An 18715-nucleotide genomic window follows, 5' to 3' on the forward strand; every position below is an offset into this window, starting at 1 on the left:
ATCTTTTTTTGAGTTAATTTTAATTCAAAGATTGTGTTGATTATTGGGAGTAAATATGTGTGGAATTGTTGGACTTTTTATTAAAAATCCTGCCCTTGAGTCTGAACTAGGGGCACTAGTTGCGCCTATGTTAAGTGAGATGACAGAACGAGGTCCTGATAGCGCTGGTATGGCTGTCTATCGAGATCCAAATGACAAAGGGTGTAAGGTGACTGTGCTTTCTCAAAAATTAGATTTTGACTGGGCTTCATTTGAAAAAGCAGTTAACTCTCATTTTTCTCTCAACAAATTCACTGTGACTCAAAATCATGCAGTTCTCTCTCTGGATAATTCGTTGAGTGAAGTCGAGCATTGGCTTGCTTCAAATTGGACCGACCTTAGTGTCACAAGCGCAGGAACTAATATCGAAATTTTCAAGGGCAAGGGCAACCCTGCAGATTTTATCAAACAGTTTGACATTAAAAATATGACCGGAACGCACGCACTTGGGCATACAAGAATGGCGACTGAAAGTGCTATTACGACTGAGCACTCTCACCCCTTTTCTACGGGGCAAGATTTATGCCTGGTACACAACGGCTCATTGTCAAATCATAACCGTCTTCGTGAAACGTTAAAGCGAGCAGGTGTTCAATTCAAAACCGACAATGACAGTGAGGTTGCTGCAGGATATTTGAGTTGGCGCTTGAGTGAGGGTGATGATCTTGATGAGGCGCTTAATCATGCCATTGAGGACCTCGATGGCTTTTATACTTTTGCCATTGGAACTAAGGATGGATTTGCTGTGATGAGAGATCCAATTGGATGTAAACCAGCCATCATGGCTGAGACAGATGATTGGGCTGCTATGTCTTCAGAATATAGGGCAATTGCAACCCTTCCGGGTGCTGAAAATGCACGCATATGGGAGCCTGAACCAACACAAATTTACAGTTGGAAAAGGAGTTAAATATGACGGCAATTAATTTAAATGAAAGCAGTGTCAGAGAGCTCAATGAAAAATTGCAGAGCGGCTCTTCAGGAGATCAGTTCTCTGTCAATAATACGGTTGGTAAGCACGCACTTTCTGTGGGACTGATCTCAGAGATTAATGTCGAGATTAATGGCCATGTCGGCTATTATTGCGCGGGTATGAACCAACAGGCAAATATTGTAATCAATGGTAATGCTGGACCTGGTCTTGCTGAAAACATGATGTCTGGTGAGGTGCGCGTCACAGGAAATGCATCCCAATATGCAGCTGCAACTGCCCATGGTGGTTTACTTATTATTGAGGGCGATGCGAGTTCGCGTTGCGGCATTTCAATGAAGGGAGTCAATATTGTAGTGGGCGGTAATATCGGACACATGAGCGCATTCATGGCACAGTCGGGTTGTCTTGTAGTTTGTGGTGATGCTGGAGATGCTTTAGGGGACTCTGTTTACGAGGCCAAAATTTATGTTCGCGGTGAAGTCAAAAGTTTGGGTACAGATTGTATTGAAAAAGAAATGCGTGATGAGCACAAAAAAGAGCTTAAAGAATTACTAAAACAATCAAATATGAACCATAAGGTCGAAGATTTTAGACGCTACGGTTCTGCACGAAAATTATATAATTTTGACATTGACCAAGTTGATGAATACTAAGGAGACTAGATTATGAGTAAAGATAATCCAACATTAATAGAATCGTCCACTTTTCCAAGGCATGTTATTGCTGAAATTCAGCGAGCAGCTAAAACAGGTATTTATGATATCCGTGGCTTTGGTGCAAAAAGAGATATCCCTACTTTTGATGACTTAGTTTTTCTTGGGGCGTCAACTTCCCGCTACCCTTTAGAGGGCTACAGGGAAAAATGTACCACTGAAGTTGTCTTGGGAAATCGATTTGCAAAAAATCCAATCCATTTGAAAACACCAGTCACTATTGCTGGTATGAGTTTTGGATCTCTTTCAGCCCAGGCAAAAGAGTCCCTGGGAAGGGGTGCTACACTTGCTGGTACAAGCACTACAACAGGTGATGGCGGTATGACGCCTGAAGAGAGAGGGCACTCTAAAACACTCGTATACCAGTACTTGCCATCAAGATATGGTATGAATCCTGATGACTTAAGGCGTGCTGATGCCATTGAAATTGTTCTTGGTCAGGGCGCTAAGCCAGGCGGAGGTGGCATGCTTTTGGGTCAAAAAATTTCACCACGAGTTGCAGAAATGAGAAATCTTCCCGAGGGAATAGATCAACGTTCAGCGTGTCGTCACCCAGATTGGACAGGACCAGATGATCTTGAAATTAAGATTCAAGAGCTTCGTGAAATCACTAATTGGGAGAAGCCTATTTATGTAAAGGTTGGCGCCACCCGTGTTTTTTATGACGTTACTCTAGCAGTTAAAGCTGGGGCAGATGTTGTCGTTGTTGATGGCATGCAAGGCGGAACAGCAGCAACTCAAGATGTCTTTATTGAGCATGTAGGAATCCCAACACTGCCAGCAGTAAGAATGGCTGTTGAAGCTTTGCAGGAGATGGATATGCATCGCAAGGTGCAGTTAATAGTTTCTGGCGGCATCAGGAGTGGTGCTGACGTTGCAAAAGCCTTAGCACTCGGCGCTGATGCAGTCTCTATAGGTACTGCTGCGCTCATCGCTTTGGGTGACCAAAGTCCAGAGTTTGATGATGAGTATAAGGCGATTGGTTCAGCTGCTGGCTTTTGGGATGATTATCAGGCGGGAAATGATCCAGCCGGAATTACGACTCAAGATCCCGAACTTGCAAAAAGATTGGACCCAATATTAGGGGGTCGAAGATTGGCAAACTATATCAATGTTTTGACACTCGAGTTACAAACTTTGGCTCGCGCCTGTGGCAAAAGCCATGTCCATAATTTGGAGCCAGAGGATATGGTAGCATTAACAATGGAAGCTGCAGCTATGGCTGGAGTCCCGTTAGCAGGTACAAGTTGGATTCCTGGAAAAAATGGGATGTAAACTACTTAAATTATTTATAAAACATGACAGATAGGAGAATTTATGGCTATTAAACTTAGTAAGGTCGCTAAAGAGAGAGGGATTGAATACTTTTTGATTAGCTTTGTGGATTTATTTGGCAGTCTTCGCTCTAAATTAGTTCCAGCAAGGGCTATTGATGATATGCAAAAAGATGGCGCTGGTTTCGCAGGATTTGCTGCCTGGCTTGACATGACACCTGCCCATCCTGACATGTTTGCTATCCCTGATCCAGATAGTTTAATTCAATTACCATGGAAGCCAGAAGTGGCATGGCTTGCCTCAGATCTATGGATGGATGGAAAACCAGTAGAGGCATCTCCCCGCGTTGCTTTAAAGCGACAGTTAGCCGAGGCTGAGAAGCAAGGCTTTAGAATGAAAACGGGTGTTGAGTGTGAGTACCATTTAATTAATGATGATGGAACTGATATTGCCGATGAGAAAGATACCCAAAGTAAGCCTTGCTATGATCAGCAAGCACTAATGCGCCAATATCCAGCTATAAAGCAAATTTGTGACAGTATGATTGAGCTTGGATGGGGTCCCTATCAGAATGATCACGAAGATGCCAATGGCCAATTTGAGATGAACTGGGACTTTGATGATGCATTAACTACAGCAGATCGTCAGGTATTTTTTAAGTTTATGGTCAAATCAATTGCTGAAATTCATGGGATGCGGGCAACATTTATGCCTAAGCCCTTTACTCACCTGACTGGAAACGGCTGTCATTCCCACTTGTCTATCTGGAGCCTTGATGGAACTAAAAACCTTTTTAATGGGGACAATGATAAAAGAGGCTTGGGGTTATCTTCTTTAGCCTATCAATTTTTAGGTGGCATTATGCATAGCGCAGATCGTTTAACAGCAATATTCAATCCAACTGTCAATAGCTATAAGCGAATTAATGCTCCAAGGACTTTGTCTGGGGCAACATGGTCTCCAAGTTCAATTACGTATGGAGGCAATAACCGAACTCACATGATTAGAGTACCAGACTCTGGGAGATTTGAATTAAGATTGATGGATGGCGCTGCCAATGCTTATCTGATGCAAGCTGCTATTCTTGCTTGTGGTTTAGATGGTATTGCTGCTAACAGAGATCCGGGTGATCCGCTTGATATAAATATGTATGAACTTGGAAAAGATATTGAGGGATATAAACAGCTTCCTAAAAACTTACTCGATGCCCTAAGACTTCTTGAGGGCAGTGATGTTTTAAGAGAGAGACTTGGCGATAACTTGATTGATGCTTATATCAAGCTAAAGCATAGTCAATGGAATGATTATTCAGCCCACTTAAGCCAGTGGGAGAGAGATAATACTCTAGACTGTTAATTATACAAAAAGTGTTTAAACAAGTAATATGCTGAAATGGACTACGAAAAATTTGAATTAGGCGATGTTACTCTTCTATCTGGAGAGGCATTAAGATCAGCATTCTTAGCTTATAAAACCTATGGTACATTGGATGCCAACAAAAGTAATGTTGTCGTTTTGCCTACTTTTTATACTGGCTCTCACCAAAGAAATGAGGGATTCTTTGGTCCAGGAAGAGCGATAGATCCAGATAAGCACTTCGTAGTTTCAATTGACATGTTTGGTAACGGATTCTCTTCCTCACCAAGCAACACAGAGTCACCTCAGGATGGTCCAAGGTTCCCTCATGTCTCTCTCTGGGATAATGTTGCATGCCAGTATCGGCTTATCACTGAGGCATTAGGAGTTAAGAGGATTGCACTCGTTACAGGATGGTCAATGGCTGGTTGCCAGGCCTATCAGTGGGCTGCGCAGTACCCTGATTTTGTTGATGCCATCTTACCATTTTGCGCTTCAGCTAAAACTTCACCACACAACTATGTGTTTCTTGAAGGAATTAGGGCTGCACTTTGTGCAGATCAAAATTGGAATAATGGTGAATACACCTCTCCTCCTATTGATGGACTCAAAGCATTTGCGAGGGTCTATGCGGGATGGGCATTCTCACAAACTTTTTATCGAGACTCACTCTATAAAACAATTGGCTACGAATCAATTGAGGATTTATTGGTGGACTGGGAGGAAGATCATGCTGAAAATTGGGATGCTAACAATCTTCTCTGTAAGCTAAGAACTTGGCAGACTAGCGATATAAGTCTTGGCCCAACTTATCAAGGCAATTTTATGATGGCACTGAAATCAATTAAGGCTAAATCTATCTTAATGGCCTGCACTCAGGATTTGTACTTTCCTCCTGAGGATAACGCTATTGAGGCAAGTCATATGACTAATGTTGAATTTCGACCCTTTGATTCTCCATTTGGCCATTGCGCTGCTAATCCGGGAAATGATAAAGGCTTTACTTCGGCACTAGAGGATGGGTTAAGACAACTACTTGGAGAGAAATAATGGGTAGTGATATGACAATTACATGGCAAGATTTTGAAAAAGTAGATATCAGAGTTGGGACTATTACTAAGGTTGAAGATTTTCCTGAGGCCAGAAAGCCAGCCTACATTCTGCATGTTGATTTTGGATCTGAAATAGGAATCAAAAAATCTAGCTCGCAAATTACAGATCTTTATAACATTCAGCAACTTCAAGATAAGCAAGTTATGGCAGTTGTTAACTTTGCTCCCAAGCAAGTTGGACCAATTATGAGTGAGTGTTTGGTTTTAGGGTTTTACCGTAAAGACAATTCAGTGGTGTTAGCCACTAATGATTTACCTATAAATAATGGCTCTCGTCTACTATAGATTTTAGTCTTTAGTAATTGCTCATCCAATAACTGAATGATTAAGAGCCTGTATTGTAAAATTAAGATTTGATATTTCAACATAAGTTTTAAAACTTTAAATGATCATTTGTGCGGGCGAATCTTTGATAGATATGGTCTCTTTTCGTGGGGAGGCTGAATATACACCTCATGTTGGAGGAAGTAATTTCAACTCATCGATTGCGCTTGGACGTTTGGGGGCTGATAGCTATTATTTTGGCGCCATATCCAATGATAGTTATGGAGAGCTCATTGAGAATACTTTGCGACATTCTAAAGTTAAAGAGGACTTTGTCATTAAGACAAACCGTCCAACAACACTTGCCTATGCTGATGTCATCGAAGGCATTGCAGAGTACACCTTTGTTGACGAACATTCAGCTGGAAGATTATTAGATCAATCGAGCCTCAAACCTTTTCTAGTTGGATTGAAAAAGGCAAAGGCATTATTGGTTGGAGGGATAAGTCTTCAAGCAGAGCCTTGTGGGTCAAGTTGGCAGTGGCTTATAGGCGAGGTTTCGGGTCATCTGCCAATTTATTTTGATGCTAATATTCGTCCTGATTTTATTGAAGATAAACAAAGTTTTTTTGATCGCTTTATTGAGCTAACTTCTAAAGTTGATATTATTAAAATATCAGATGAAGACTATCGCTATCTTTATGGAGCTCAAGACTTCAGTGAGACCAGTAAAGGTTGGCTTAATAATGGGGTTAAGTTGGTTATCCTGACATTGGGATCAGATGGGGCAAAAGTTTTATATAGTGACCATGAAGTTTCTGTACAGAGTAATAAGGTTGATGTTTTAGATACTATTGCAGCCGGGGATACTTTTAATGCAGGATTTTTATTGAGTCTTGATAAACAGGGTTTGCTCGATAGGGAAAGCCTTAATTCTATAGGTAAGACCCAGCTTAAAACTGCACTTACTTTTGCTAATAAAGTAGCTAGCATTACAGTTACAAAAAAAGGCGCAAATCCGCCATGGCTCGAAGAGCTCTAAATACAAAAAACTATTTTGTTTGAGGGCACTTTAAAAGAAAACTTTTAAACCCTATATAGTCATTCACAGAAGAAGATAGTAAGTAAAATCTACCCTTTCTTCGTATCATACAAATTAGCAAGATAATGGATTCAATTATTTCAATTAAAGACTTATCCAAAACCTATAATTCGGGTTTTGAAGCTCTTAAAGCTGTCAATTTAGAAATTAAAAGAGGTGAGATACTTGCTCTTTTAGGTCCGAATGGAGCAGGTAAAACAACTTTAATTTCAACTATTTGTGGCATTATTTCTCCTTCATCAGGATCAGTCACTGTTGATGGTTTTGATATTATTAGTGATTTTCGGAAAACGAGAGCAATGATAGGCCTTGTTCCACAAGAATTGACTTTAGGCTCATTTGATACGGTTTGGAGTACAGTCAGATTTAGTAGAGGTTTGTTTGGCTCTAAAAGAGATGACGCTTACCTTGAGCAGCTTCTTAAGGATTTGTCACTTTTTGATAAGAAAGACTCTGAAATTAGGGCTTTATCAGGAGGCATGAAAAGAAGGGTGCTCATCGCTAAAGCGCTCTCTCATCAACCTGAGGTGTTATTCTTAGATGAGCCTACTGCTGGCGTTGATGTTGAGCTCAGAAAGGAAATGTGGAAGATTGTTCATAAACTCAGTAAACAAGGCGTCACTATTATCTTAACAACACACTATATTGAGGAAGCTGAAGAAATTGCCGAGAGGGTTGGTGTAATTAGTAATGGTGAACTTTTACTGGTTGAGAAAAAAGATGAGCTAATGGAGAGTCTTGGTAAAAAACAACTCATTATTGATTTAAAAGAGCCCGTTAAAAAGATTCCAAGTTCGCTCAAGAATTACAATATTGAATTGAGTGAGGATGGTATGCAGATTTCATATACCTACGTTGTCAAAGACGAGGAGGTTGATGTATCTGAGGTCCTTCATGAGATTACAAATTCGGGATTGCTTCTTAAAGATCTTAAGGTTGAGCAGAGCTCGTTAGAGGATATTTTTGTTGACTTAGTTAAGGAGGAGTCATGAACTTTACTGCCATTAAGGTCATTTATTTCAATGAAATGATGCGCTTTTGGAACACTCTTTTTCAGAGTGTTGCCTCACCAGTGATTTCTACTGCTCTATATTTTGTAGTCTTTGGCTCAGCAATTGGATCAAGGATGGAGAATATTGAAGGTGTTTCGTATGGCTTATTTATTGTTCCTGGGTTGACTATGTTATCGGTACTTACCCAGAGTATCTCCAATGCATCATTTGGAATATTCTTTCCTAAATTTACGGGAACTATATATGAATTACTTTCAGCTCCAGTATCCTTTTATGAGACCCTCATTGGTTATGTTGGTGCTGCGGCAACAAAGTCACTGATTTTGGCCACAATCATTCTAGTAACCGCTAACCTTTTTGTTGACTTGAATATCGCGCACCCTTTTTGGATGCTCAGCTTCTTAGTGCTAACGTGCGTAGCCTTTAGCCTTTTTGGATTCATTATTGGACTTTGGGCCGATAACTTTGAGAAGCTACAAATTATTCCTTTGCTCATTATTACGCCTTTGGTTTTTCTTGGAGGCAGCTTTTATTCAATTAGTATGCTTCCTGAGCTATGGCAAAAGGTAACTCTATTCAATCCAGTTCTTTACCTTGTGAGCGGTTTTAGGTGGAGCTTTTTTGAAGTCTCTGATGTGAGTGTAGGGATCAGCTTATTAATGGTCTTTTTATTTTTAGCTATTTGTATTGCTATAGTTGCCTGGATGTTTAGAACAGGTTACAAGCTTAAGCAGTAATATTGAGGAGGGGTATGGCTCAAATTACTGATCTGTATATATACCCTGTAAAGTCGCTTAAAGGGATTGCTCTTAAAGAGGTCCATACTGGTTTGAGGGGCTTTCAATATGATCGAGAGTGGATGATTACGGACAGTAAGTATCACTTCATTTCTCAGCGTGAAATTGAGTCAATGGCTACATTCAAGACAGAGATTGATACTACTTCACTGATACTTTGCTCAAATGCCAATCAGTTTAGCGTCTCTCTTCATTCAGAAAAATTAAATAAAGTTAGGGCAACTGTTTGGGATGATACCTGTGATGCTTATGATGAGGGTGATGAGGTGTCGAACTGGCTGACTCAACAGCTTGGAGAATATAAAGGGAGCTCGCTTCGACTTGTGAGGTTCTCTGCTGATGGCGAGAGGTCTGTTCCAGAAGAGTATTTAAATGGCATGAGAGCGCAAAGTGCTTTCTCTGATCAGTTCCCTTATTTGATTACCTCTTGGGAGTCTCTTGGAAGGCTGAATCAGGGGCTTCATGATAATCATTCTAAAGAGGTGTCAATGAACCGCTTCAGGCCTAATATTGTCGTTCAAGGCCTGGATGATTTGGAGAAAATGACTGATAGTGATTTATCCTGTGATGAGGGTGACTACAGATTCGGTCTAAGAAAGCCATGCAAGCGCTGCAAGATTGTTACTATTAACCAAGAAAATGGTGAGATTATGGAGCCTAAAGAGCCTTTAGCGACACTTGTAAAATTAAAATTTAGTGATGCTATAAAGGGAGCATTTTTTGGTCAAAATGCAATTTTACTCTCTGAAGATTGTGTAATCAGGGTAGGTGATGAACTCAAACTCATTTCTTAAATATTAGAAAAGACTGGCAATCAATTTTCTAGAGAGATGGCCCCAAGCTTGATCTCATTTTTCCAAGCATGCCCATAAATGACTTCATAGGTTGCAGGAATCTTGCCATTGTCACGATAACTTTCATACATTTCTAGCATCTTTTTAAACTTTGTTTTGCCAGTGAGCGACTTGGATCTATTCTCAACTGTCTGGGCGCCAATTCCCTTAAGGTCATGCATTAAATCTAAAACTTTTTCATAGGTTAAGGTTAATTTTTCCATTTCCATGATAGGGCTCTGAAATCCAGATTGGATCATCTGATCGCCAATATCATGCATATCTATAAAATCGTTAACATGCGCCTCGTTGTCAACTACTGACCAGCTTCTTTTCAGTTCCTGAAGTGTCTCAGGGCCAAAGGTCGTAAACAAGATCAATCCGTGTGGCTTAAGAACCCTAAAGCACTCATTAAAAAGTGTTTTGAGGTCAGGGCACCACTGAATCATTAAATTTGATACAACAAAATCAACACTATTGGAGGCAAATGGGAGTTCATAGGCATCCGCACAAACTTTTAGATTTTGCGAATTATTTTTTAAGGACTGTTGAGCGAAATCGACACAAAATAAACTCGCATTCGGAAATATATCAGCTGTCTTGTCACTCAGGAATCCCGTACCAGAACCTAAATCGATAATATTTTCAGGATTAATTGAAATAACCTTTAACTTTTCAGACAGTCTTTTAGCTATTTCATTTTGAAGAAAGGCATTATCGTTATATTTATCAGAGGCACTATTAAATGTTCTTCTTACTCTAGACATGATCTGATTTGGCTTGAAATTTGATTCATTATATTGAAGTATAGATCTGGACCAGGAGAAAATTCACTTCCCAAAATATCAATTTTTGATGCCTTTAAAGCTAAACCCTCAGACAGAGCTTTGACTTGGCTAGGGTTATTATCAATGCCATAAACTAAACAAGATATCTTCAAATTTTTGATCATTCTTTTTGACTCTAGTGTTCTTTTGACACTTAAACGAGCTCCGTGGTAAGGCGTCACAATGACGGGCCTCTTCAAATTTTGATCTTTCTCAAAATATTGGAGCGTGTCATCAATGACAGCGATTCTTTTTGACTTAATTGACTTGAGTTTAGAAACTAAATCAAGATTAAGCTTATCTATTTTTAAATTAAATTTTTCCAAATTCGTAACGTAAGTCTGTTCATTAGACGGGTCTAATACTTTCAAGCGACTCGCTATAGTATTTGCAATCAACTGAACGTTTTCTGTGCTCAGCCATAAATGATAATCGAGGATGCTATGATCTTGCTCTTCGTGTTCTTCATCTTTTTCGAAAATAGATTCTCTAGTACTATAGATTTTTAAGTTATCAGTATCACTGACAAACATTAAAGAGTCGGAATTTATATTTGTTAGGGCTTTCTTTAAGCCAATTTCAAAACTTTCATCAACAGTAATCACGAGATCCGCATCTGAGATTAAGCGAATCTGTGACGGTTTCAAGTGGAATGTGTGAGCAGAATTATTAGACTTTAGAAGTAACTCTGGCTCAGCTATACCGCTCATCAGAGAGGAGACAATACTATGAATTGGCTTAATACTGGTGACAACAACTGGAGATGTTTGCCCATAGGCACTTCCCAAGCTTATCAAAAGTATTAAACTGATTATAAAACGAAGGTTCATAGCCCATCCAAAAATAAAAAAAGTGACTAGAAAATTATACGCTAATCAAATAATTCACTTAAAGCTTAGTTATTACAAATAATAATGGCGCGAGTTGGAGCAGGATGGCCTTCGACTGTTAGGGAAGCGTTGGAAGGATCAAGAAAATCCTCTAATGATGCAGGATTATCACCAATCCATTGTGTTTTTCTTTGTTCGTTGGGCGTTGTTTGAGATATATCTATCACTCTTATATTTCTATATCCAGAATCAATTAGCCAAGATTTAAGTGTCTCAATCGAAGGCAGGCAATGAACGTTTCGCATATTCGCATATCGTCCCTCTGGAATAAGTGAATAACCTTTATCACCATCAACGATTAGTGTTTCAAGGATCAACTCTGAGTCAGAAGCCATCATTTCTTTAAGATTAGATAAGTGAAGCATATGGTCTCTCTGATGATAAAGTACTCCCATAGAAAATACGCTCTCAAATATTGGCATAGAGGGCATTTCTTCAAGTCTTAATGGAAGCAACATTGATTTTGAATCTTGCTTGTGTAAAGCATTAATTGCAGCATATTGATAATTAAAAAGGAGAAAAGGCTCAATTCCTAGAGCCTTTTTAGCTCCTTCAAGAGCCATCCTAAGAGTGAAATATCCGTTACCAGCTCCAACATCAAGAACTCTTCTATTTTTTAATGGGGTGATATCATTTTTGAGACGTTGCCACTTCATGTCGCCCTGCCATTCACTGTCCAGTATTAAATCATTAAGGATAAAAGGGCCTTTTCTCCATGGCAAGAATTTTCGTAATTTTGATTCAATAATTTCGGATAAAGCATCCATATTATTAATGGATAAATAAGGTTCATTTAGGCCTAAATGACCTTTAGATAAGGCATTAAGTTCATTGAGTGCCTCATTCCATTTTGGAGTATTTCCATTTTTAACTTTGAGAGCTTTAATGCTTTTTGCAAGGCACTCATCGATGTACTTTTGAAGGACTAAATCATTGAAAAACAGATTAAATCTTTCTTCGAATAATTTCATAAATTAAATCAGTTCCAAAAATATATCTAGTATAAAATAAGTTGTAGATACATATATATGTTACTTTTTACTCTTTTTGGAGATTAACGTGATTAACAAATCAATTAAATTTATTGCACTACTTTTTTTGACTCTCAATGTCTATGCAGGTGGTGATGACAGAGATCAAGTTTATTATGAAAACCTTGATGAGGAGCTAGCTGCTTTTGAAGCTCAACTAGCTGAAGACCTTGCTCAGGCAGAAATTGATGCCTTCAAAGCAGAGTTAGAAGCTGCTCTTGCGGAGCAACAAATTGAAGATGAATTGGCTGCCTTCGAAGCGAAATTAGAAGCTGATCTTGCTGCTCAGGAAATGATGGCTGAGATTGAAGCTGAAATGGCAAGAGCCGCTGCCCTTAAAGCATTCCAAGACAAACTCGCAGCAGATAAAGCTGCCGCTGCTAAATCAACCGCCGCTTATCAATCTAAGCTTGCCAGAGATGCTGAGATGGCTGCTCGAATGGAAGAGCTTGCGATAGAACAAGAATTGGCAACATTTGAAGCAAAACTCGCTGCTGAACAGGCCGCCGCTGAAATGATGGCTGAGATTGAAGCTGAAATGGCAAGAGCCGCTGCCCTTAAAGCCTTCCAAGACAAACTCGCAGCAGACAAAGCTGCTGCAGCCGCTGCAACTGCAGCATACAGAGATGCTCTTCTCGAGGCTGAACTTGCTGCATTTGAAGCCCAAGTTGCTGCTGAAGAAGCTGCTGCTGAAATGATGGCAGAAATCGAAGAAGAAATGGCAAGAGCCGCTGCCCTTAAAGCCTTCCAAGACAAACTTGCAGCTGATAAAGCCGCTGCATCCGCTGCAACTGCTGCCTACAGAGCTTCTCTTGAAGACGAAGTTATTGGAGAGCTAGTCGTTGAAGATGAGGTCATAGTGGTAACTGAGGCAGCTCATGAAGCTTGTAAGCATGCCTTAGGTCTAACAGATGCTAACATAGCTCTTTTCGAGAGTGCACTAGCCGATGGAACTTTATTTAATAAGGGGCCTCAAAGTGCAAATGGAACAGAGTTTGGAGCCTCAAGATGGGATGCATATGCTAACTGCGTAACTAACTATGTGAACCCGTTCTAATTTTGAGTAACCTCTCTACTAGCTTATAATAGAGACTAACCAAGACAGAAAATAAAACCCAGAGCTTGCTCTGGGTTTTTTTATTTATAATCAATGACTATGACTAAAGTTTTTAATTCTTTTTCTATCCTGTTTTTGCTATTATTTTTCTCTAGCGTTGGCTTCGCTGGTGGTGATGATACTTCAGCTCTTCAAGAAGAGCTTGATATGGTTTTGATGGAGGAATTGAACCCATGTTTTGATCAGCTTGAGGGTGATATTAATGATGATAGTAATATCACTTCAGTTATAAAGCTTTCTGGATTAGGCGCCTTCAATCAGGGTGATGAAATTATGAGTTCAAGCAATGTAAAGGCGATTGTTGAATCTTATGATCCAAAAACGAATCAATTAACTTACTATCAAACTGCCAAAACTGGTTTTAGATCTTTTTCAATTGGTGAGAAGTTAGTCGGAAAGGGTTCAAATGTCTTAACGATTGAAGAATTGGTCTTAGATTTTGTAGTGCCATGTTCAGATCTGATTGTCTCAATCGAAGAAGATCCTGGACAAATGATTTTTATCTTTGCTGACTCTGAAGCTGCAATAAAAGCTAAATTAGCCGCCGCTGAAATGATGGCTGAGATTGAAGCTGAAATGGCAAGAGCCGCTGCCCTTAAAGCCTTCCAAGACAAACTCGCAGCAGACAAAGCTGCTGCAGCCGCTGCAACTGCAGCATACAGAGATGCTCTTCTCGAGGCTGAACTTGCTGCATTTGAAGCCCAAGTTGCTGCTGAAGAAGCTGCTGCTGAAATGATGGCAGAAATCGAAGAAGAAATGGCAAGACAAGCCGCACTAGATGCCTTCCTTCTGAAACTCAAGGAAGAAAAGGCTGCCGCCGCATCCTCTACTGCAGCCTACCAGGCCAAGTTAGCTTATGAAAAGAGAGTGACAAAGATTATGGACGACCTATTAGTTGAATTGGAGGACTTTAATTTATCAGGAGAATATAAGTCAACAATTTCTGATGAACTGATAAAGGAAGCAACCATAAAGCTAGAGGAGGAAGCATTTGTTGGAACTATTTCAGGAGAAATAGTAACAGAGGCTATTCATGACTTCTGTAAAGTAAACTTAGGGTTGTCTGAAAGCAACATTGAGCTTTTCAAAAAAGCTTTAGCGGGCGGGTATTTGGGTAATGTTGGCCCACAGAGTAACTATGGAACAGAGTTCACAGCCAACAGGTGGCAAAAATATATAGACTGTGTTGGCTCTAAAAGATAGAGCAAACTTGGGATAGGCTATTTAAATCTCTAGCAATGAGCTTTCTTTATCACTAAGAGCTTTATCAATTGATCCGATATGTTGATCAGTAATTTTTTGGACATTATCTTCTGCTCTATGGGCTTCATCTTCAGAGATTTCCTTTTCTTTTAGTAGCTCTCTAAAGTCAGAGATTGCATCTCTTCTTATATTTCTTACTGCTACTCTTGCACTTTCAGCTTCATCTCTTACAACTCTTACGAGCTCTTTTCTTCTTTCTTCAGTTAGAGGCGGGAGAGGAATCCTCAATACTTGTCCTTGTGTATTAGGGTTCAGGCCTAGGTCAGAGGTCATAATTGCTTTCTCAATAGGGCCAACCATATCTTTCTCCCAAGGTGAAACCTTAAGCGTTCTTGAATCTTCAGCGCTTATGTTCGACACTTGAGATAGTGGAACCAATGCACCATAATATTCGACTGTGATTTGTTCCAATAAAGATGGATGAGCCCTTCCGGCGCGTATTTTACTAAAGTCATTTTCGAGAGAAGATAAAGATTTATCCATTCGACTATTAGCATCACTATGAATTTCATTAACCATCTTTATTCTCCATTTTGACTGACCATCGTCCCAATTGACTGACCATTAATTATATTAGCAAGAGCATAATTATCCTCTAGCATACTAAAGACACAAATTCTGATATTGTTATCTCTGCAGAGCGCAAAAGCAGCAGTATCCATTACTTGAATATTTTGCTCAATAGCTGAGTCAAAGCTGAGTGAGTCAAATTTAATAGCTGATGAATCTTTGAGGGGGTCGCTTGTATATATCCCATCAACTTTTGTAGCCTTAAAGACAATATCAGCACCAATTTCAACTGCTCTTAACGCAGCAGCAGTATCCGTTGTAAAACATGGACTTCCAGTTCCAGCTGAGAAAATAATTACCTTACCACTGGAAAGCTCCTCTTTGGCTTTAGTATGATTAAACGGCTCACATACTCCGCCACCAATTGGAAAGCCTGACATGACCATTGAAGGTATTTTGTTTCTATCAAAGGCATCTGAAAGGGCTAGAGCATTCATAACTGTAGCAAGCATCCCAATATGATCACCAGTGATTTTATTCATTCCTTCTTCTGCTAGGGTAGCACCTCTATATAAATTTCCACCACCAACAACAATAGCAACTTCAACACCAAGATCAAGGGCAGATTGTACAATTTTGACAACCGTTTTAAGCATCTCAGTGTCTATATTTTGACTATTACCTGAAAGCGCTTCACCACTCAGTTTTAGTAAGATTCGACGATAGGAAACCATGTGCTAAGAATTCAATACAAAATTGTGATTTTACACAAGGCATGAGTATAATGAACCCTTTGTCCATCATAAAATTATTGAGAATATGGATTCAATTAGTATCCGTGGAGCCAAGGTCCATAACTTAAAAAATATAGATGTTAGCCTGCCTAGAAACAAGCTTGTTGTAATAACTGGACTCTCTGGATCTGGTAAATCTTCACTGGCCTTTGATACTATTTATGCTGAGGGTCAGAGGAGATATGTTGAGTCACTATCTGCATACGCAAGACAGTTTTTATCACTCATGGAAAAGCCTGATGTGGATCACATTGAAGGTCTCTCGCCAGCTATATCTATCGAACAAAAGGCTACATCACACAATCCTCGATCGACTGTTGGAACCATTACAGAAATTTATGACTACCTTAGACTTTTGTTTGCCAGAGTGGGCTCTCCAAGATGTCCAGTTCATGGCGATGAGCTTCAAGCACAAACTATTTCTCAGATGGTTGACTCTATTTTAGAGCTCCCAGAAGATTCAAAAATTATGATTCTAGCCCCTATTGTAAGAAATAGAAAAGGCAGTCATCTCAAGCTCCTCCAAGAGCTTTCTCACGAAGGTTTCCTAAGGGCTCGCATCGATGGAGTGGTTGAGTTTCTTGAAGAGACTTCTGAGCTCGATGGAAACAAAAACCACACTATTGAGATTGTAGTTGATCGATTAAAAGTAAGGCAGGACATATCGTCAAGGTTGTCAGAGTCATTAGAAACAGCTCTCAATATGAGCTCTGGCATCGTAATTGTGAGCCCTATGGAATCGTTTAATGATTGGAAGGAGCTAACATTTTCAGCAAAATTTTCATGTGTTCATTGCGGCTACTCTTTAAATGAATTGGAGCCTAGACTCTTCTCATTCAATAACCCAGTTGGAGCCTGTGAAACTTGTGACGGTTTGGGTGTAAAAGATGTGTTTGATGAGGAGAGAGTGGTAGCTAATCCTGAATTAAGCCTAGAAGATGGTGCGGTTTATGGGTGGAGTAAAAGTAATGCCTTCTTCTATCAAATGCTCACATTGGTTGGTAACTTTTATAATTTTAGCGTGGCTACCCCCTTCAATGAATTGTCTGACGAGCATAAGCAAATTATTCTTTATGGGAGTGGAAGTCAATCAATTGACTTTTCAAAGATAAAAGGAAGGCGAGGTTGGTCTAGTAGAAAGAAGCCCTTTGAAGGAATTATTCCAAGGATGATGCGCCGATATGCTGATAGCGAGATTCGTTCAGTTAGAGAGGATCTTTCAAGGTACGTAATCAGCAAGCCTTGTGCAAGTTGCCATGGTGATCGATTAAATGCATCAGCAAGGAATGTGTTTATTGATGAAAAAAACATTTCTGATTTGACCAAATTAACAATTGACCAGGTATTTGAATTTTTTGAGACGTTAGAGCTCGATGGCCAACGTGGTGAAATTGCAAGCAAAATTCTTAACGAGATTTCTCAACGATTAAACTTCTTAATTAATGTCGGTTTAGACTATCTAAATCTTGAGCGAAAAGCTAACTCCCTTTCAGGGGGTGAAGCCCAAAGGATTAGACTGGCATCTCAGATAGGTGCGGGTTTAATAGGCGTTCTATATGTTCTCGATGAGCCATCGATTGGTCTTCATCAAAGAGATAACCAAAAATTATTAGACACTTTAACTTATCTCAGAGATCTAGGTAATACTGTTATTGTTGTAGAGCATGATGAAGATGCTATCAGACAGGCTGACTATGTTGTGGATATTGGACCAGGTGCCGGTATTCATGGTGGGGAAATTGTTGCAAGTGGCTCTCCTGATGACGTCATTGCAAACACTAAATCACTGACTGGTGATTATTTAAGTGGACGATTAGAAATTAGCATTCCTAAGAATCGAAAAAAATCAAATGGCTGGCTTGAGATTACTGGAGCAAGTGGTAATAATTTGAAAAATGTAGATTTAAGGATTCCAGTGGGTGTGCTGACTTGTATTACTGGCGTTTCGGGTTCGGGAAAATCAACACTAATCAATAACACACTATATGAACTGGCAGCTCATACTTTAAATGGTGCTCAAACTGATATCGCACCATTTAAAGAGGTAAAGGGAATGGAGCTTTTTGACAAGGTGGTAAACATTAATCAGAGTCCTATCGGAAGAACACCAAGATCTAACCCTGCGACCTACACAGGCGTATTTACTTTAATACGCGATTTATTCGCGCTTACATTGGAGTCAAGATCCAGAGGATACAAGTCCGGACGATTTAGTTTTAATGTTAAGGGTGGAAGATGCGAAGCCTGCAAGGGCGATGGACTGATTAAAGTTGAAATGCACTTTCTGCCTGACGTTTATGTTTCATGTGATATATGCAGTGGACATAGATACAATAGAGAAACCTTAGAAATTAAATACAAAGGCAAGTCAATTGCTGAAGTTTTAGAGATGACAGTTGAAGATGCTCTAGAATTTTTTCAGGCAATACCCAAGATTAATCAAAAAATTCAGACACTAATGGATGTCGGCCTTTCATACATAACGCTTGGCCAAAATGCGACTACACTCTCTGGCGGTGAAGCTCAGCGTATAAAGCTAGCCAAAGAGCTATCTAAATCAGACACTGGTCAAACACTCTACATCCTTGATGAGCCAACTAGTGGGCTTCATTTTCATGATATTAAGCAGCTACTCTCTGTTATTTTTAGACTGAGAGAACGAAACAATACTATCGTGATTATTGAGCACAATCTTGATGTCATTAAAACGGCCGACTGGATTGTCGATTTGGGACCTGAAGGAGGTAATAAAGGTGGTGAAATAATTGCCTATGGAACTCCTGAAGAGCTTGCAATCAATAAAAGTTCATTTACGGGCCAATTTTTAAAAGAGCACCTATAGTAA

At 39.7% G+C, this 18715-nt stretch carries 18 protein-coding genes; 13 read left to right on the forward strand and 5 right to left on the reverse strand.

What is annotated here, in order from left to right; all coding sequences use genetic code 11:
- The first annotated feature begins 55 nt into the window (after positions 1-55).
- From W908_RS01930 to W908_RS01975, 10 genes are all read left to right on the forward strand, one after another.
- The gene (locus tag W908_RS01930; RefSeq protein WP_020026199.1) at positions 56-949 is read left to right on the forward strand and encodes a class II glutamine amidotransferase; all 894 of its coding nucleotides are present in this window, start codon (positions 56-58) and stop codon (positions 947-949) included.
- Positions 950-951: 2 nt separating this feature from the next.
- Positions 952-1626, forward strand: coding sequence for a GltB/FmdC/FwdC-like GXGXG domain-containing protein (locus W908_RS01935; RefSeq protein ID WP_053819702.1), 675 nt, complete (start codon positions 952-954; stop codon positions 1624-1626).
- A 12-nt stretch (positions 1627-1638) separates the two neighbouring features.
- Entirely contained in the window at positions 1639-2961 is a 1323-nt protein-coding gene (locus W908_RS01940; protein WP_020023992.1) for an FMN-binding glutamate synthase family protein, read from the forward strand.
- Positions 2962-3003: 42 nt separating this feature from the next.
- Positions 3004-4317, forward strand: a complete 1314-nt coding sequence (gene glnT, locus W908_RS01945) for a type III glutamate--ammonia ligase (protein ID WP_020023993.1) — start codon at positions 3004-3006, stop codon at positions 4315-4317.
- 36 nt (positions 4318-4353) lie between these two features.
- A complete protein-coding gene (locus W908_RS01950; protein WP_020026196.1) occupies positions 4354-5367 on the forward strand; it encodes an alpha/beta fold hydrolase in 1014 nt (337 codons plus the stop codon).
- Positions 5367-5714 (forward strand): tRNA-binding protein, encoded by a 348-nt coding sequence (locus W908_RS01955; RefSeq protein ID WP_020026195.1) that lies wholly within the window; start codon positions 5367-5369, stop codon positions 5712-5714. Before W908_RS01950 ends, W908_RS01955 begins: the two co-directional genes overlap by 1 nt.
- A 100-nt stretch (positions 5715-5814) precedes the next feature.
- The gene (locus tag W908_RS01960; RefSeq protein ID WP_020026194.1) at positions 5815-6735 is read left to right on the forward strand and encodes a carbohydrate kinase family protein; all 921 of its coding nucleotides are present in this window, start codon (positions 5815-5817) and stop codon (positions 6733-6735) included.
- A 125-nt stretch (positions 6736-6860) separates the two neighbouring features.
- A complete protein-coding gene (locus tag W908_RS01965) occupies positions 6861-7787 on the forward strand; it encodes an ABC transporter ATP-binding protein (RefSeq protein ID WP_053819703.1) in 927 nt (308 codons plus the stop codon).
- Complete coding sequence (locus W908_RS01970; protein ID WP_053819704.1) at positions 7784-8545, forward strand: ABC transporter permease; 762 nt, start codon at positions 7784-7786, stop codon at positions 8543-8545. The genes W908_RS01965 and W908_RS01970 overlap by 4 nt, the downstream gene beginning before the upstream one ends.
- Before the next feature lie 14 nt (positions 8546-8559).
- Positions 8560-9399, forward strand: coding sequence for an MOSC domain-containing protein (locus tag W908_RS01975; protein WP_053819705.1), 840 nt, complete (start codon positions 8560-8562; stop codon positions 9397-9399).
- A 20-nt stretch (positions 9400-9419) separates the two neighbouring features.
- Here W908_RS01975 and bioC read toward each other — a convergent pair whose 3' ends face one another.
- The 3 genes from bioC to cmoB form a co-directional block, all read right to left on the reverse strand.
- The gene (gene bioC, locus W908_RS01980) at positions 9420-10205 is read right to left on the reverse strand and encodes a malonyl-ACP O-methyltransferase BioC (RefSeq protein WP_020024013.1); all 786 of its coding nucleotides are present in this window, start codon (positions 10203-10205) and stop codon (positions 9420-9422) included.
- Positions 10193-11095, reverse strand: coding sequence for a zinc ABC transporter substrate-binding protein (locus tag W908_RS01985; protein ID WP_053819706.1), 903 nt, complete (start codon positions 11093-11095; stop codon positions 10193-10195). Before W908_RS01985 ends, bioC begins: the two co-directional genes overlap by 13 nt.
- A gap of 65 nt (positions 11096-11160) precedes the next feature.
- Positions 11161-12126 (reverse strand): tRNA 5-methoxyuridine(34)/uridine 5-oxyacetic acid(34) synthase CmoB, encoded by a 966-nt coding sequence (gene cmoB / locus W908_RS01990; RefSeq protein WP_053819707.1) that lies wholly within the window; start codon positions 12124-12126, stop codon positions 11161-11163.
- 88 nt (positions 12127-12214) lie between these two features.
- Between cmoB and W908_RS01995 the strand changes: the two genes are divergently transcribed.
- Positions 12215-13243 carry a coiled-coil domain-containing protein gene (locus W908_RS01995; RefSeq protein ID WP_053819708.1) on the forward strand — a complete coding sequence of 343 codons (1029 nt, stop codon included), beginning with the start codon at positions 12215-12217 and terminating at the stop codon, positions 13241-13243.
- A 99-nt stretch (positions 13244-13342) separates the two neighbouring features.
- Entirely contained in the window at positions 13343-14506 is a 1164-nt protein-coding gene (locus W908_RS02000; RefSeq protein WP_053819709.1) for a hypothetical protein, read from the forward strand.
- 21 nt (positions 14507-14527) lie between these two features.
- Here W908_RS02000 and frr read toward each other — a convergent pair whose 3' ends face one another.
- Together frr and pyrH are read right to left on the reverse strand one after the other, a co-directional pair.
- Positions 14528-15085 (reverse strand): ribosome recycling factor, encoded by a 558-nt coding sequence (gene frr / locus W908_RS02005; RefSeq protein ID WP_053819710.1) that lies wholly within the window; start codon positions 15083-15085, stop codon positions 14528-14530.
- Between the two features lie 2 nt (positions 15086-15087).
- The gene (gene pyrH / locus W908_RS02010; protein WP_053819711.1) at positions 15088-15810 is read right to left on the reverse strand and encodes a UMP kinase; all 723 of its coding nucleotides are present in this window, start codon (positions 15808-15810) and stop codon (positions 15088-15090) included.
- A gap of 85 nt (positions 15811-15895) precedes the next feature.
- Here pyrH and uvrA point away from each other — a divergent pair, with 85 nt between their 5' ends.
- Complete coding sequence (gene uvrA / locus W908_RS02015) at positions 15896-18712, forward strand: excinuclease ABC subunit UvrA (RefSeq protein ID WP_053819712.1); 2817 nt, start codon at positions 15896-15898, stop codon at positions 18710-18712.
- Positions 18713-18715 lie beyond the last annotated feature (3 nt).

The organism is Candidatus Pseudothioglobus singularis PS1 (assembly GCF_001281385.1).
Classification (GTDB): Bacteria; Pseudomonadota; Gammaproteobacteria; order PS1; family Pseudothioglobaceae; genus Pseudothioglobus; species Pseudothioglobus singularis.